Origin of the sequence: Synechococcus sp. 'PEA 65AY6A-5F PE A', assembly GCF_047462575.1 — a bacterium.
Lineage (GTDB): Bacteria > Cyanobacteriota > Cyanobacteriia > Thermostichales > Thermostichaceae > Thermostichus.
Genome location: NZ_JAOALE010000008.1, coordinates 71,865 through 88,010 on the forward strand (window position 1 = coordinate 71,865; position 16,146 = coordinate 88,010).

A 16,146-nucleotide genomic window follows, 5' to 3' on the forward strand; every position below is an offset into this window, starting at 1 on the left:
TTTGCTCATACCTTCCGATGGAGCCCCCCTTGTAAAACGGGCTGCCGGATGGGAGGCACCCTTACGTTTACCTATAGCAATAACTTGCAGGCAACAAGTAACACAACTCCTGATGCCGGGAACGACAAGTACTACCTATACAACGGCGGGACTTTAACTCAAGCGGGGTTTTTGTATACTTTCTCAAGTCCGCCTTCCCAAATTCCGCCTGGCCAAACCTTCACCAAAACTCTAACCCTCTCGCCGGCAGAGATTGCCAACAACCAAGTGACCTTAGTAGTTCAAGATGATACGGCGGTTTTGGGAGCTAAGCTAGAGCTTAGATACTGCTGCTGCGAATGCGAATTTCCCATTTGAGTGCAATTCACGTAGGGGGGACTTCATTGTTCCCCCTTTTCTTCAGCTGACCCTAGCTGAAGTTCTCAAAGCCTACTCAGAAAAAGTAGGAAAGCCTAACGGCGGGCCTGGGCAAAAATGGCTTGCAAAATCTCGTCGGCCCCCTGCTGTTTTAGCTTTTCTGCAAGAGCCATCCCCACTGCCTCGGGATCGGCAGTGGATCCCGTCTGGGTATCGCGAATGAGCCGCCGCCCCTCTAGGTCAGCCACCATGCCGGTCAGGTGCAGCTCTTCACCCTGAACTTGGCTGTGGACGCCGATGGGCACCTGACAGCCCCCCTCCAGCGCCCGCAGGAAAGCTCGCTCGGCCAAACAGCGCGCTGTCGCCTCCGCATCGGCTAAGGGTCGGATAAGCTCCAGAATCCGCTCATCTCCCTGCCGACACTCGATCCCCAGGGATCCCTGGCCAACCGCGTACAGAGACACACTGGGATCCAGCACCTCGTGGATCCGCTGTTCTTGGCCCAGGCGCTTCAGCCCCGCCACCGCCAAAATTAGGCCGTCGTACTCCCCCCGATCCAGCTTGGCCAGGCGAGTGTTGAGGTTGCCCCGCACATCCTTGAAGTGCAGGTGGGGAAAGGCGTGGCGCAGTTGGGCCAATCGCCGCAAAGATGAAGTGCCGATCACCGTTCCTGCTGGCAGGGTGGCCAGTTGGTAGCCGCGCAGCTCTTCCCGCAGCACCAGCGCGTCCAAAGGATCCTCCCTCTGCGTAATCGCCCCCAGGACCAGGCCTTCCGGCAAACGGGTGGGCAGATCCTTAAGGCTGTGCACCGCTAGATCGCTGCTGCCGTTGAGCAGGCTGACCTCCAGCTCCTTGGTAAACAGGCCCTTATCGCCAATTTTGGCCAGCGCCACATCCAGGATGATGTCTCCCTGGGTGGAAAGGGTGTGCAGCTCTAGCGGCAATCCCGGATGGTGGGCCTGCAACTGCTCCATCACCCAGTGGGTCTGGGCCAAGGCCAGCTCACTTTTGCGGGAGGCGATCCGCACCGGCTGGGCAGCCCCTGCCGAGGGTTGCCAGGGAGTTGAGGCCAGTTCGCTCATGGCTGCTGCAAAATCCGAGAACACCGTCTTTCACGCTAACTGACTTTGCGGCGCCGCACGGCAGCGGCCTTCAAGATCCTTAACCAAAACTGCCATTTCCCCCCGATCCAGACTTTACTACGGGGATCCCAGCCGGTAGGATAAGTAGACGGATTCTCCGCCGCGGCGGGGAGAGTTGTGGTCTGTCAAGCCTCCTTCTCCAAGGTTGCTAGAGGACAATTCTCTGTAAGCACAGGGCCCCCTGATTTGCTTGGTAGTCTGCCTGGATAGGTCTTATGGAAGAAAACAACGTCGGCAACGGCACTCAGTTACTGCTCAAGCGCACCATCCCTGTCAAGGTGGTGGTCACCCCCCTTTGGAAGAAAGAAATGCAGGAGCAATTGGAGCGGCAGATCGAAGCCACCGATGCTCAGATGCAGCAACTGGAGTTTCAGGGCAAGCGGGCCATTGCCGAGCTGGAGAAGCAAAGCCCTAACCCCAACAGCCCCCAGGTGCTCCAACAGGTGGAAGCGGTGAAAAGCCGCGTGAACGAGCAAAAGATCAAGCTCTTGGATCAAAAAAACCAGTTGCTTCAGCAGATCAACCAACTGAACAACCTGGAGCTGAACCAAGAGGTGCTCCAGGGCAGCGTGGAGAGCTTCTTCCGCGTGCAAAAGGGAGACAACCTGATCCAGAAAATGCAGGTGGAGATCCTGCTGGAAGATGGGGTGATCAAGGAAATTCGCGGCAACCCATAAGCTCTTCATATCCTTTGGGAGGACAGGGATCCCTTGCTGTGGGGTAGCAGATCAAGACCTTTGGTCTTAACCCAAGTCGGTGGCAACACAATAGGTGACAATAATTAACGGCCTCTTAACAGCCGCTGGGCTCAAGCTTGGGACGGCTGGTGCGTACGGGCAAAGTTGTTACCTACGAGATGCTCGCCATGTCTGAGTTTGTCTGGTCAGAGCCTGCCCCCCTCGAGGACCTACATCTTCCCGATTGGTTGCTCACCTCGGCTCAGCGCCGCCGTCTCAAAGCTTTCCTGGTTCTGGCGACGGTGTGGGGGCTGGTCAGCCTGATGCACCAGGTAGCGGTAGCCCGCTGGTTTACCGTTGGCCTGGCCACCTTCATGGTCATCCACATCAACCGCCTGTTCCGGCTGCAACCGGCGGCTCTGCCGCCCCCCTTGAGGCTTTACCCTCCTGGAACAATGGCCTGGGATCCCGCCGCCGCCGAAACGGCCTCCCTGCCTTTGCCTGAGGTGGGCGGGGCTCAGCCCTTAGCGCTGGCGGGTTCTCCTCTGCCGCGAGTGGCGGTGTTGATCCCGGCCAAAAACGAAAGCGCAGTGCTGCCGCGGCTGCTGCACAGCCTCACCCAGTTGGATTACCCCAGCAGCCACCTGGAGCTGTGGGCCATTGACGATGCCAGCAGCGATGCTACCCCCGACATCTTGCAGGAAGCCCAAAAGCGGATCCCTCACCTGCGAGTTTACCGACGGCCACCAGGGCGAGGAGGCGGCAAGTCTGGCGCCCTCAACGAGGTGCTGCCCCTGACGCGGGGGGAGATTATCTTGGTCTGCGACGCCGACGCCATTGTGCCTCCGGATTTGCTGACTCGCACCCTGCCGCTGTTCGGCCAGACCCCCCGCCCCGGCAGACGGACAATCGGCGCCGTTCAGGTGCGCAAAGCCTTGAGCAACCCCAACGTCAACTTCTGGACCCTGGGCCAGGTGGCGGAGATGGCCTCCGATGCCTACTTGCAGCAGCAGCGGGTGGCCATCCGCGGGATTGGGGAGCTGCGAGGCAACGGCCAACTGGTGCGACGGGATGTCCTGGAAAAGTGCGGCGGCTGGAACGAGAACAGCCTCACCGACGACCTGGATCTTACTTTTAAGTTGCACCTGGCGGGGGTGGATATTGCCTTTTTGACGGAGCCGGCCATCGTCGAAGAGGGAGTCACCTCTTGGAAAAGCCTTTGGCACCAGCGTTGCCGCTGGGCGGAGGGGGGCTACCAGCGCTACCTCGACTACTGGCCAGGGATCCTCAGCCGCCGCCTGGGCATGGCCAAGACAGTCGATCTCTGGGCCTTTTTCATCTCTCAGTACCTGCTGCCGATGGCCTTAGTTCCCGATACCCTCTGGGTGCTGTTGACGGGCCACTCCTCGGTGCTGCTCCCCTTGAACGCCCTGGTCATGGGATCTGTGACGGTGGCCTTCTACCGCGGCCTGCGCCAGGTGGAGGGGCTGCGCGGGCGAAAACTCTGGTGGCGTACGGCTCTGGGCTTGGTGTACATGCTCCACTGGCTGCCGGTCATGATCGTGACCACGGCTCGTATGTGTGTGCAGCCCAAGCGGTTGCGGTGGGTAAAAACGGTGCACCATGGCCTCTAGTTCTGCTGTTGGGGATCCCCCAGATCCTGCTATCCTAATCAAACGCCAGCTCACCAAACTACCCAGCCCGACTATGGCCCGCCTCTACTACGACACTGACGCCAACCTGGATCTGCTGGACGGCAAGACCGTCGCCATCATCGGCTACGGCAGCCAGGGCCATGCCCACGCCCTCAACCTGCGCGACAGCGGTGTCAACGTCCTCGTCGGCCTCTACCCCGGCAGCCCCTCTTGGCCCAAAGCGGAGCGGGACGGGTTGACGGTCAAGACTGTAGCAGATGCTGCGGCTGCCGCCGACTGGGTGATGATCCTGCTACCGGACGAAGTGCAAAAGACCGTCTTCCAGAGCGAGATCCGCCCGCATCTAAAGCCGGGGAAGGTGCTCCTATTTGCCCACGGCTTCAACATCCACTTCGGGCAGATCCAGCCGCCCGCAGACGTGGATGTCATCATGGTCGCTCCCAAGGGCCCCGGTCACCTGGTGCGGCGCACCTACCAGGAAGGCCAGGGGGTGCCGTGTCTGTTTGCCGTCCATCAAGATGCCTCCGGGATGGCGCGGGAGCGGGCCATGGCCTATGCCAAGGCCATCGGCGGCACGCGGGCCGGCATTTTGGAGACCAGTTTCCGCGAGGAAACTGAAACAGATCTCTTCGGTGAGCAGGTGGTGCTCTGCGGCGGCCTCACGGCTTTGATCAAGGCGGGGTTTGAGACCCTGGTGGAAGCAGGCTACCAGCCGGAGCTGGCCTACTTCGAGTGTCTGCACGAGGTTAAGCTAATCGTGGATCTCATCGTCGAGGGGGGCCTGGAAAAGATGCGCCACAGCATCTCCAACACAGCAGAATACGGCGACTACACCCGTGGCCCCCGCATTATTACCGAGCAAACCCGCGCTGAAATGAAGCGGATCCTGTCAGAAATCCAAAGCGGCCAGTTTGCCCGCGAGTTTGTCTTGGAAAACCAGGCCGGCAAGCCCGGCTTTACGGCAATGCGCCGCCGCGAGGCGGAGCACCCCATCGAGAAGGTGGGCAAAGAGCTAAGGGCCATGTTTAGCTGGCTGAAGCAATAGCCAGAGGTCGTCTCACAGGCAAGTCTCGTGCTGGATCTGAAGCTGCTGCGGGATCGCCCAGAAGAGGTACGCCAAGCCCTGGACAAGCGCGGGGCCAGTGTCGACCTGGACGGCATTCTCCAGTTGGATCGGGAGCGCCGCCGCTTGGAGGCCCGACGCGGCTCTCTGCAGGCAGAAAGCAACAGCCTCGGCAAGAAGGTCGGCGAGCTCATCCGCCAGGGAGCGGATCCCCAGGGAGCGGAGGTGGCGGCCCTGCGGCAGCAGGGGGCAGATCTCAAGGCCGAGATCGCCCAACTGGAACAGCGGGAGCGGGAGCTGGAGGAGGAGGTGCGCGCCCGGTTGCTCACCTTGCCCAACTTGCCCTTGCCCAGCGTGCCGGTTGGCCAGGATGAGGCCGACAATGTGGAGGTGCGCCGCTGGGGCGATGAGCTAAAACCCACCCACCCCGTCCTTCCCCACGACGAGGTTGCCGAAAAGCTGGGCCTCCTGGAGGTTGGCCGTGCCGTCAAGGTAGCCCAGAGCCGTTTTGTGGCTATGGTAGGGGCAGGGGCGGCTCTGGAGCGGGCCTTGATCGCCATGATGCTGGAGCGCCACATTGCCGCTGGCTACACCGAGGTGATCCCTCCTTTTTTGGTCAACAGCGCCGCCTTAGAGGGGACAGGGCAACTGCCCAAGTTTGCCTCAGAGAGCTTTCGCTGTGCTGAGGACGACCTCTGGCTAATCCCAACGGCAGAAGTGCCCCTCACGAACCTGTACCGGGAGGAGGTGATCCCAGCCGAGCGCCTGCCGCTCTATTTCTGTGCCTACACACCTTGCTTTCGCCGCGAGGCCGGCAGCTATGGCCGGGACACCAAGGGCCTGATCCGGCTGCACCAGTTTCAAAAGGTGGAACTGGTCAAAGTTACCCACCCCACCCAGTCGGAGGCAGAACACGAAAAGCTGGTGCAAGATGCCGAGGCCATTTTGCAGATGCTGGAGCTGCCCTACCGGGTAGTGGAGCTGTGTACCGGCGATCTAGGTTTTTCAGCAGCCCGCTGCTTCGATCTGGAGGTGTGGTTCCCCTCCCAAAACCGCTACCGCGAGATCTCCAGTTGCTCCAACTGCTGGGATTTCCAGGCCCGCCGCGCTAACCTGCGCTACAAAGAAGCAGGGCAAAAGGGCACCCACTTCGTCCACACCTTGAACGGCTCCGGCTTAGCGGTGGGACGGGCTCTGGCCGCCCTGTTGGAAAATCACCAGCAGCCGGACGGCTCGATTCGCATCCCCCAGGCGCTGCGTCCTTTCCTCAGCTCCCGCTTCCTCTCGGAAGACGGCGCTCTCCGGACTGCTCCCTGAGCCATTCTGCCGCGGTGCTCCAGCAAGCCATAGCTGTGGAGAGTATGAGAGTATGTCAATCTAGATAGGGATCCCTACCCTGCCAGGGTTTATGTTGCCCAAGCATCGTCCCAAGCAACTCTCACTAGGCCCTCTGGAATCCGAGATCCTCGATATCCTTTGGGAGCTGGGCAGTGCCAGCACCCGCCAAATCCACGAGCGCATCTTGGCCGATCCCGACCGAGAGTTGGCCTATGCCTCTGTAACTACCGTTTTGCGGCGCCTAAGCCAGAAGGGCTGGGTGAGCTGTGAACGTCGCACCGATGCAGAAGGGCGGAGTCTGCCGATGTTGTGGTGGCCCCGTCTTTCTCGCCAGGAAGCTGCCAGCCTCAGGGCCTTTGCCCAGTTGCAGCAGTTTTTGGCGGTGGGCGACCCAGACACCGTGGCAGCCTTTGCCGATAGCCTGGATCAGGCCAGCGTGTCCCAGTTGCAGGCGATTGCCGAGCGGTTGCGGGCGGCCCGCGAGGCCAGGAGGGATCCCCAATGAGCCACTTGGGCATGTTGCTGTTGGGTTTGGCCCTGAGTTGGCTGTGGCGGGCCCAGGTGCGGCTGGATCGAGCTGGTTCCTGGGCCCAGCGCTGGCAGTGGGCCTGGATCCACTTCTTGCTGCCGCCGCTGTTTTTGCTAATGACTGCCCTTGCTTTGGCTTGGATGGGGCCGTGGGGACAAATGGCCGGGGCAGGAGGCTGGTTCTGCTACGGCTGTGCGCTGCTGTTGCTGGCGCTGGCTGCAGGCGTGGCCCTGCGCTGGGCTTGGGAGTACTGGCGCGTCTGCCGACGCGCCCGCCTGCGGGCTCTGGCCCAAGTCAATTTGTATGGCTCTTCGGCCTATGTCTTGAATTTGGAGATCCCTTTTGCTGCCCAAGTGGGGGTATGGAAGCCGCAATTGGTGGTCAGTCGCGGCCTGCTGGAGCAGTTGGATGAAGAACACCTGCGGGCGGTGCTGGCCCACGAAGAGGCCCACCGCCACTACGGCGATACCTTGTGGATGTTTGCGGTGGGCTGGCTGCGCCATCTCAGCGGCTGGCTGCCGAATACAGAGGTCCTCTGGCAGGAATTGCTCACCCTGCGGGAGCTGCGGGCAGATCGCTGGGCGGCCCAACGGGTGGATCCCTTGGTGCTGGGAGAGGCTCTGGTGCAGGTGGTGGGCTATGGCATGGCGCAGCAACCGGCAGCGGCTTGGGTTGGCTTTGCCCTAGAAATGGGATCCGGTGCGGGGGGACGGCTGCAAGAGCGCATCGATGCCCTATTGCAGCAAGAGGAGTCAGGCCCGGTCGCCTCCCACCTTTCCCTGCAGGGTTGGGCCTGGCTGGGGCTGGCTCTCCTGCCTCTGTTGGCCATCCCCTTTCACAACTGAGGTTGACGCCATTCCCCAGCTTGCCTTGGCGCGCCGGTGGGCAGCAGCTTTACAGCCGCTTGAACCATGGCCTGGACAGAGCCAAGAATTTCTTCCTCCGCGGGAGTTGCTTGATGGCCTTTTTTTTCCTACGATGGAAAATACTTCGATCCTCGGTAGCTCAGCGGTAGAGCGGTCGGCTGTTAACCGATTGGTCGCAAGTTCGAATCTTGCCCGAGGAGTTGGGCGGGGGGATGCAAGCTTGATGTTCTCCTCAGCCCGAGAGGACGAGGATTCTTTCTCGCTTGTCGCAAGCTACGCGGACGGGCTGGCGCCGCTGCCACCGCGCCCCCTTTTTCCCACCCTATACGGGGGGATGAAAGGGAGGCCGGGGGCGCCATCACCCCGACTCCTGGGCGACGGCAGGGACATCGAAAGCGTGGGCAGTCGACTCCAGCCTGCAGGATGTCGAGATGGGGAGACTTATCTCCAGGACTAAAGTCCGGGGCTTGTGCCTCCCGACTTGCTGGTCACCCCTAGTTGGGGTTGGGATGCCGCTGCTGAAGGAACGCTTCGATTTATAATGCCCTCTGGCCGTTTCACCTATTCCGAGGGTAATTGCTGTGATCGACCTGTCGCGGATCCCTGCCCAACCAAAGCCAGGCCTACTTAACCTCCTGATTGAGATTCCGGGCGGGAGCAAGAACAAGTACGAGTTTGACAAAGACATGGGCGTAATGGCCCTAGACCGGGTGCTCTACTCTTCGGTGCAGTACCCCTACGACTACGGCTTTGTGCCCAATACGCTGGCAGGGGACGGGGATCCTTTGGATGGCCTGGTGATCATGGATCAGCCCACCTTTCCAGGGTGTGTGATTGCGGTGCGCCCGCTGGGCATGCTGCAGATGATCGATGCGGGGGAGCCGGATGAGAAGTTGTTGTGCGTGCCCGCTAAGGACCCTCGCTATGCTTCCGTAACCAGGCTGGAAGATATTGCCCAGCACCGCCTGGACGAGATTGCCGAGTTTTTCGCCACCTACAAGCGCCTGGAGAAGAAAGAAACCCAGATCTTGGGCTGGAAAGGCCTAGCCGAAACCGAGGCAGTGATCGCCAGCAGCATTGCCACCTACCAACAGTCCAAGTAGCTCCCCAACTTTTCTGGACTGAAGCTCCCAGTTGGCGCCAATCTGTTCTGGCTTGGATTCCTCGAGCTAGCTTAGGGTTGGACTCGATGGCTTCTGCTATGGCCGATACCCTTCAGCTTTGGCTTTACCACCTGGAACAATGGGCAACGCAACTTGTCCAAGGCCAACTGCAGCACCTTTCTCCGCTGAGCCTGCTGCTGGTGGGTCTGGCAGGTCTGGTCACCAGCCTTTCTCCCTGTATGCTCTCCCTGTTGCCGGTAACCATCGGCTACATCGGCGGCTACGCTCCCACTCCCCCCGCCGCTGCCGGAGAAGTGCGCTGGCAGGTTTGGGTGCAATCGCTAGGCTTTGCGGCTGGCGTGGCTTTGACGCTCAGCGGGCTGGGCTTGGGAGCAGCTTTGCTAGGCCGGGTTTATGGACAAACCGCTGCCTTTGGATCCCTAGTGGCGGGAGGGATCGCCATCCTCATGGGCCTGAACCTGCTGGAAGTTGTCCCCTTGCGCTTCCCCGATTGGTTTAACCGGTTGGAGATCCCTGGCCAGTGGCCTGGGCTAGGCCGGTCGGTGTTGCTGGGATCCACCTTTGGCCTGGTAGCTTCTCCCTGCAGCACGCCGGTTTTGGTGGCCCTGCTCGGCTGGGTCTCCACCACAGGGCAGCCCTGGGTGGGGGGCGGGCTGCTGCTGGCCTATGCGCTGGGGCTGGTCTCGCCGCTGCTGTTGGCGGGGGTGTTCGCCGGCTCGATGAAGCAACTGTTGGCCCTGCGGCGCTGGTCGATCTGGTTTACCTATGCCAGTGGCGTGGTGTTGGTGGGCTTTGGCACCGTGACGATCCTCTCCGCTTGGGCCTAAGGGATCCCTGCTGCAAGCTAAGATGGGGCTGCCCTCCAGTTGGGGGGCAGTTCAGATCTTGAGCTGACAACTTCCCATGGTTATCCCCTCTCTGCCGCTGTCGCGGTGGCTTTCCCCCTTGCGTCGTTACTTTCGCCATGAGCTGCTGCCGCTGCTGGCGGATCTGCGTCTGGCCATCGGCCTTTTCTTGGCAATTGCCCTTTTGAGCGCGGTTGGCACGGTCATCGAGCAAGAGGAAACCGTGGCCTTCTATCAGGCCCACTACCCCGAGCATCCGGCCCTGTTTGGCTTTCTCACCTGGCGGCTGATCCTCAAGCTGGGGCTGGATCACGTCTATCGCACCTCTTGGTTTCTGGCCCTGTTGATCCTCTTTGGCAGCAGCCTGGCCGCCTGTTCTTTGACGCGCCAGTGGCCGATGCTCAAGGTGGCCCGTCGCTGGAGCTACCTCACCCGTCCCCACTCCTTCCAGCGGCTGCCCTTTTGGACCTATCTGCCCCAACGCTCCCTGCAGGGGCTGCCGCAGCGGCTGCGCCAGCGGGGCTATGCGGTGTTTCAGGACGGATCCCGACTTTACGCCCGCAAGGGTCTGATTGGGCGGTTTGGGCCTATCCTGGTGCACGTCAGCCTGCTGCTGATCCTGCTGGGGGCCATCTGGGGCAGCCTTGCCGGCTTCAAGGCCCAAGCGCTGATCCCCAGCGGCAGCGTCGCCGCCATTGAACAGGTAACCGGGGCAGGGGATCTGGCTCATCTACCCACCTGGCAAATTCGGGTCAACCGCTTCTGGATTGACTATGCTCCTGATGGCCGGGTGAAGCAGTTTTACTCAGATCTCTCGATTTTGGATGGGGGCCAGGAGGTCAAACGCCAGACCATTTCCGTCAACCATCCCCTCTCCTACCGGGGGGTGACCCTCTACCAGGCTGATTGGAGCATCGACAGCATCCGCATCCGCCTCAACAACAGCCCTCCCTTTCAAATCCCGGTGGTGCCGGTGCCCACCCAAGCGGGCAGCAAGCTCTGGGGCGCTTTTGTCCCCACCCGGCCAGACCTAAGCGAGGGCCTGACGCTGTTGTTGCCCGATTTGCAGGGGACGGCCCTGCTCTACGACACCCAAGGCCAGTGGATAGGATCCCTGCGCCAGGGCATGAGCCTGGCCCTGGACGAAGTTGCCCCCCAGCGCTTCCCCAACCGTCTTACCCTGCACCTAGACGAGGTTATCGGCGCCACCGGTCTGCAGATTAAATCCGACCCAGGGATCCCGCTGGTCTATCTCGGCTTTGGGCTGCTGATGCTGGGGGTGGCGATGAGCTATTTCAGCTACAGCCAAGTTTGGGCCCTGGAGACGGAAGCAGGGCTCTACCTGGGAGGCAAAACCAACCGCGCCCTGGTGAGCTTCGAGCGGGAGTTTGCCCGCCTGGTGGAGCAGCAACTGCTCTCCTCTCCCCCTTCGCCGGCAAAAGAACCCCCTCCTGCTGCTCGCGTCGGCGGGACGGAGTCCTTAGCCAACGGCTAGCCATGGCGGCTGTTTGACCGGCAACGCTGCCCAGGGTCATCTAGCTCCCCTCTCCCTGAGGGAGAGGGGCTGGGGGTGAGGGCGGAACTGCCCAAATCCGGCAGGCTGACCGCGAACAGGGTGCGGTTCTCGCCGCTTTCCACTTGCAGGATCCCTTGCAACAGCTCCACCGCCTTTTTCACCAGCGGCAGGCCCAAGCCGGTGCCCCCCTGGTGGGCGTAGTCCAGGTGCGGGATGCGGTGGAACTTCTCGAAGATGCGCGGCAGGTGCTCCGCTGGGATCTCGACACCGGTGTTGGTGACCTGCAAATGGAGACCCGACGAATCGACCGCCACTTCCAGATGAACCTGCTGGCCGGCAGGGGTGTACTTGGCGGCGTTGCCCAGCAACTCGCTCAAGATGCGGGTGAGCAGCCCCACATCGGTGTTGAACAAGATGGGTTCAGAGGGGGGGTAGGAGATAAAGGTGAGCTGGCGCTCTTGAAAGCGCAGGGCAAAGGGCGGCAACAGCTTTTCCAGCCACTCGCGCACCTCGAAGCGGGCGATCTCCAGACTGCGGCTGCCGGCCTCTAGCCGCTGCAAGTCCAGCAGGTCGTTGACCAAGTCCAGCTCTTTTTGCCACTCCTGTTTGAGGATGTTGAAATAGGGGATCTGCGCCTCGGAAAGGCCGCGCACCTCCAGCATTTTCAGGGCCATTTTCATGCTGGTCAGAGGCGTGCGCAGCTCGTGGGAGACCATGCTGAGAAACTCTTCTTTGAGCTCGTTGAGCTGCTGCAGTTGCTGGAGCTGAGCCTGGGTTTCCTGGTAGAGGCGGGCCTGGCGAATGGCGATGCTGCACTGGGTGGCCACCTGCTCGGCAAAGTGGATCTCGGCCTCGGTAAAGCCCTCCTGGGGCAGGCGAACTAACTTGAGAAAGCCCAGCAACGAGCCGGTGCCTGAGACAAGCTGCCCTTCTTGCTCTTCTACAACCAGGGGGCAGGCAAGCAGGGTACAGCGCCCCCGCAGCGGGTGATCCGTGCTGAGGTAGAGGGTCTGGCCTTGGCGGAGCTGGCGCAAAAGCACGGGATCCAAGGGCAGAGTGACCTTGCCCAGGGGGGGCAGGGATCCCGCCGCTTCGTAGGCCAGCGTGTAGGTCTGGGTTTCCGGATGGATGAGGGCCACACCGCAGGCGCCCAGTTGGAAAGCCTGGGTGAGCTCCCGCACCACGGTGGCCAAGATCTCCTGTTCGTCCAGGCTGGAGCGCACCTTGTCGCCAATCAGCCGCAGCAGTTGCTCGTATCTCACCCGCTGGGCCAGCTCGGCATTGCGCACCTCCACCTGGTAGCGCAGCTCGGCGTTGGCAGCTTGGAGTTGCTCAAACAGCTCCGCCTGTTGCAGCGCCAGCCCCAGTTGATCGGCAATTTGTCGCAAAAAATCCGGCATCCAGGGATCCCATTGTTTGGGGGCGCTGCACTGGTGGGCGATCAACAGCCCCCAGAGGCGGGCCGGCTCGCTGTCTTTGCCGTCAGGGCCAGCCGCCTGCAAAATGGGCACCACCAAGTTGGCCCGCACCCCCAAACCGGCCAGCAGCTCGCGGTGGCAGGGCTGGATGGGGGCGGTGTCGATATCTTCAATGGCCGAAATGCGGCCCTGCTGATAGGCCTGGTGCCACTGGCTAACAAAGCATTGATCTTCGATAACCAGGCCCAGCAGGCTCAACTCTGGCCGGCTGACCGATTGCATGGCGATCTCGCCCACCCAATTGGGGAAAAAGCGGTAGATCACCACCCGCTCCACATCCAACAAACGGCGGACTTCTTCTACGGCAAAACCCAGGATGGACTCCACCTGCAACGATTGCCGGATCCCTTGGGCGATGCGGTTGAGCAGCCGGGCTTGGTGGAGTTGCAGTTGAGCCTGCTCCTGGGCTCGCTTGCGCTCGGTAATATCGACAATGGAGGCAATGCCGTAGATTTGTTTGTCGGGAGTCTCCGCCACAAAAGACGAGAGGTCAACCCAGAGGATCTCGCCGCTTTTGCGGATGTAGCGTTTTTCCATGCGGTAGCCCCGGCGGCGGCCCGCTCGTATTTCTTCGACATAGATTGCCTCCTGCCGCAGATCCTCAGGGTGGGTGAGGTCGGCGTAATTCATGCTCAAGAGCTCGGCCTCGGTGTAGCCGGTGAGCTGGCAAAAGCTCTCGTTCACCTTGACGATCTGCCCCGCCGCCTCCGTAACTGCCATGCCCACCGGGGCTTGCTCAAAGAGGTTTTGAAACAGATCTGGCTGATCGTGCAGCGAGTGCTGCCGTTTTTGTTGTGGGTTCTGCAACTCTTTTTCCTGGGTCAAATCCTGTACGCTGGCAATGCCGATTACCTTCCCCTGGGCATCCTGCCAGGGGGCATCCAAAATCCGCACCGGAAACCGCTCGCCGTTGCGACGCATAAAGGTCAGCTCCCAACCCTGCGGGGGCCGACCCTGAGCCAGCCCCTGGGCGAAGGCGGTGGCGATCTTCTCCATCTCCTCCGGGGGCCAATAGACAAAAGGGGGATCCTTAACGCCAGCGGATCCCGGTAGTCGCCGGCGGCCAAGGTTACAACAGGGGCGGTCATCGCCTCAGCCAGGGTGGATCCCTGCCAAGATCGGTCGCTGGCCACCCACCGCAACACAAAAGGATAGCTTGGTAGCCCCGTACTTGAGGACGGGGCGGAAAAGCCCTTGAGCCACTTTAGTTGCTTCTTTGTTATAGTTAGTACAGAGCTTCTCCAGGAAAACAACCTACTGCGGTGCAAAACCGGCGCGGCAATAACTAACCTGGAGGAACTTAAGTCCGAAGTAAGCAGAACTTTGAGGTTATGCCTCAAAGGACTGTCTAGGGGCGTCTTGACAGCGCCTTTGCGAGTCCATTTTGGGCTGCGTAAGAATCCCCTGGGTGGGAGTGTCAAATCCACAGCCGTCAAAATGTCCACCACTCGGCCTGCATCCACCACCAAGGCGTAGGGCCGGGAGCCATTCTTTTGCGCCAACAGGGAGAGAACCTCGGCAAGAGGGCTGTCGAACCCGACCAAGAGTGGCATCTGGCCAAAGCACTGTTCCAGGGATCCCGATGAAGAGCGCAAGTCTTGCACCATGTCGGTGTCAGGGGATAACCGAACCTTAAATTGCAGTCAGAAAAATTTGCAAACAGTATGGCAGAGGGAAACTTTAGCCAAGACCAGACAAAATACTTACTTACGGACTTACTTGCAGGCAGTTTTAGCTTTAGGCATTTGATAGCTTTAACCCAAGCTTAACTTTACAAGTTAGAGTACCACGTCGCGCAAAGAAGTTTCGAATTTTGATATAAATCTTTACATCTATCTGCTGTTTAATTTGCTGGTGCCGAGACTTGGGGAGCAAGTTAAGCTCTTAGCTCGCTGTTAACAGGAATTGTCGATCTAAGTTGCGGCTCTTCCGGTTTATCGAGGTTTTTCCTTCATCTAAAAAGGGGCAATCGCCATCCTGTTGCTCTGTTTTTTTCAAGTATCTTCGCGTCATCAAGTTGAGCTTGGGTTGGTTTCATTGGAGACAGATTTGACAGATTTTGAGCGGCTGCCAGATTACTTGAGTTCAGCCCGTGCTGCCGCGACCCCTCTCAGCCCTCCGCTCCCGGCGAGGGAACTTGGGAAGCTGGCTGCATTCTAAGCCTCATCAAGTACCCATCTGTGGCTGTGCTGCCCAGGTGAGGAGTTTGCCCCCTACACTGAAATTGGGCAAGTTGATCCCGATAGCTAGGGGATCAGATGTTGCCGGCGTTTTGGGCTTAGCTCTTCTCGATGGCTTTTTCTCCGCCGCTGACAGATTTTCTCTCCGGCCAGGCCGCTCCTATTCCCATCCAAACTCCCTCGACGGTTCCAGAATTGGCGCAGCTCCTAAAAGAGTGCCGCGAGCGGAAGGTGCTGCCGCTCGGGCAGGGGAGCAAGTGGGGATGGGCTCCTCGCTTGGAGGCTGTGGATCTCATCCTCAGTACCCGTGGGCTGCGCCGCTTGATCGACCATGCGGCTGCCGACCTAACGGCGACAGTGGAGGCCGGTATGACCCTAGGGGAGCTACAAGCCATCTTGGCAGAGCGGGGGCAATGGTGGCCGGTGGATCCCCTTTACCCTGACTGGGCCACAGTGGGGGGCATCGTCGCCACGGCCGATACGGGCTCGCTGCGCTGGCGTTACGGTGGGATCGGCGATTTGCTGCTGGGCATCACCTGGGTACGGGCCGATGGGGAGGTGGCCAAAGCGGGTGGGCGGGTGGTTAAGAATGTGGCCGGCTATAACTTGACGAGACTGTTCGCCGGATCCCTGGGCAGTTTGGGGATCCTGACGCAGGCGACCCTACGGCTCTATCCCCTGCCGGCAGCCCAAGCAACTTTGGTGGCTACAGGATCCCTGCCCGATTTGGAAGCCTTGGCTCGGCAGGTGCTGAGGGCGCGGGTCAGCCCGGTGGGGGTGGATCTCTGGCTGAAGGCAGAAGGGCCCCAGCTCTGCCTCCATTTCCACGGCTCCGAGCGGGTAATTGCCCAACAGATGACCCAGGTGCAACAGCTAGCTCCTGCAGGATTGAGCTGGCAAGAGGCAAGACCTGAAGCCCCGCCTCTGCCCTCCCGCCGTGCGGGGATGGTGTTGGCCAAGTTCGGCTGCTTGCCTAGCCAGAGCCTGGCTACTCTAGAGCAGTTTCAGTCTCTATTTCCCGACGCTCAGGTGCAACTGCATCGCGGCTGTGGATTGGGGCGAGCCTGGATCTCCCAGCCTGAGGTGGGATCCCTGCTACAGTTACAGCGCCACCTCAAGTCGGTGGGCGGGTTTCTCCTGCTGCTGGAGGCACCGGCAGCCCTGAAGACAGCTCTGGCCCACGATTTCGGCCCGACGGCGACCCTAATGCGCAAGCTGAAGCAGCAGTTTGATCCCGCCGCCATCTTCAGCCCCAGCTTGATATAGCTACTCCAAATCACGCCGAAACGTGACATCCTCTCCCGCTAAGCCCTGACGGGCCGTAGACGGGAGCTTCCGAGAATCACTTCCCGGAGTTGCTGCTTCAACGGACTGGT

12 protein-coding genes, 1 tRNA gene and 1 pseudogene are annotated in these 16,146 nt (G+C 60.6%); 11 read left to right on the top strand and 3 right to left on the bottom strand.

Annotation, left to right across the window (positions count from 1 at the left end; all coding sequences use genetic code 11):
- Nucleotides 1–452: 452 nt before the first annotated feature.
- The gene (gene hemC, locus GG26_RS04425) at nucleotides 453–1,439 is read right to left on the bottom strand and encodes a hydroxymethylbilane synthase (protein ID WP_414389078.1); all 987 of its coding nucleotides are present in this window, start codon (nucleotides 1,437–1,439) and stop codon (nucleotides 453–455) included.
- A gap of 275 nt (nucleotides 1,440–1,714) precedes the next feature.
- Here hemC and GG26_RS04430 point away from each other — a divergent pair, with 275 nt between their 5' ends.
- From GG26_RS04430 to GG26_RS04475, 10 genes are all read left to right on the top strand, one after another.
- A complete protein-coding gene (locus tag GG26_RS04430) occupies nucleotides 1,715–2,176 on the top strand; it encodes a YlqD family protein (RefSeq protein WP_011429159.1) in 462 nt (153 codons plus the stop codon).
- Nucleotides 2,177–2,325: 149 nt separating this feature from the next.
- Nucleotides 2,326–3,810, top strand: a complete 1,485-nt coding sequence (locus GG26_RS04435; RefSeq protein WP_228375397.1) for a glycosyltransferase — start codon at nucleotides 2,326–2,328, stop codon at nucleotides 3,808–3,810.
- 73 nt (nucleotides 3,811–3,883) lie between these two features.
- On the top strand, nucleotides 3,884–4,876 hold the full coding sequence (gene ilvC, locus GG26_RS04440; protein ID WP_099813279.1) for a ketol-acid reductoisomerase: 993 nt from the start codon (nucleotides 3,884–3,886) through the stop codon (nucleotides 4,874–4,876).
- Nucleotides 4,877–4,903: 27 nt separating this feature from the next.
- Nucleotides 4,904–6,211: a serine--tRNA ligase gene (serS, locus tag GG26_RS04445; protein ID WP_414389081.1), complete on the top strand. Its 1,308-nt coding sequence runs from the start codon at nucleotides 4,904–4,906 to the stop codon at nucleotides 6,209–6,211.
- Between the two features lie 91 nt (nucleotides 6,212–6,302).
- Nucleotides 6,303–6,737, top strand: coding sequence for a BlaI/MecI/CopY family transcriptional regulator (locus tag GG26_RS04450; protein WP_414389083.1), 435 nt, complete (start codon nucleotides 6,303–6,305; stop codon nucleotides 6,735–6,737).
- Nucleotides 6,734–7,606, top strand: coding sequence for a M56 family metallopeptidase (locus GG26_RS04455; RefSeq protein ID WP_099812561.1), 873 nt, complete (start codon nucleotides 6,734–6,736; stop codon nucleotides 7,604–7,606). Before GG26_RS04450 ends, GG26_RS04455 begins: the two co-directional genes overlap by 4 nt.
- Before the next feature lie 149 nt (nucleotides 7,607–7,755).
- A tRNA-Asn gene (locus GG26_RS04460) sits at nucleotides 7,756–7,827 on the top strand.
- 384 nt (nucleotides 7,828–8,211) lie between these two features.
- Entirely contained in the window at nucleotides 8,212–8,730 is a 519-nt protein-coding gene (locus GG26_RS04465) for an inorganic diphosphatase (RefSeq protein WP_041438773.1), read from the top strand.
- Between the two features lie 98 nt (nucleotides 8,731–8,828).
- Nucleotides 8,829–9,578 (top strand): cytochrome c biogenesis protein CcdA, encoded by a 750-nt coding sequence (locus GG26_RS04470; protein ID WP_414389090.1) that lies wholly within the window; start codon nucleotides 8,829–8,831, stop codon nucleotides 9,576–9,578.
- A gap of 76 nt (nucleotides 9,579–9,654) precedes the next feature.
- Nucleotides 9,655–11,091, top strand: coding sequence for a cytochrome c biogenesis protein (locus GG26_RS04475; RefSeq protein WP_011429167.1), 1,437 nt, complete (start codon nucleotides 9,655–9,657; stop codon nucleotides 11,089–11,091).
- Here GG26_RS04475 and GG26_RS04480 read toward each other — a convergent pair.
- Complete coding sequence (locus tag GG26_RS04480) at nucleotides 11,088–12,917, bottom strand: GAF domain-containing protein (protein ID WP_414389092.1); 1,830 nt, start codon at nucleotides 12,915–12,917, stop codon at nucleotides 11,088–11,090. The two genes, GG26_RS04475 and GG26_RS04480, sit on opposite strands and share 4 nt — an antisense overlap.
- Before the next feature lie 81 nt (nucleotides 12,918–12,998).
- Nucleotides 12,999–13,595 (bottom strand): annotated as a pseudogene (locus tag GG26_RS04485) (PAS domain-containing protein); the annotation flags it as partial.
- A gap of 1,286 nt (nucleotides 13,596–14,881) precedes the next feature.
- Between GG26_RS04485 and GG26_RS04490 the strand changes: the two are divergent.
- On the top strand, nucleotides 14,882–16,036 hold the full coding sequence (locus GG26_RS04490) for an FAD-binding oxidoreductase (RefSeq protein ID WP_414389085.1): 1,155 nt from the start codon (nucleotides 14,882–14,884) through the stop codon (nucleotides 16,034–16,036).
- The last annotated feature ends 110 nt before the right edge of the window (nucleotides 16,037–16,146 follow it).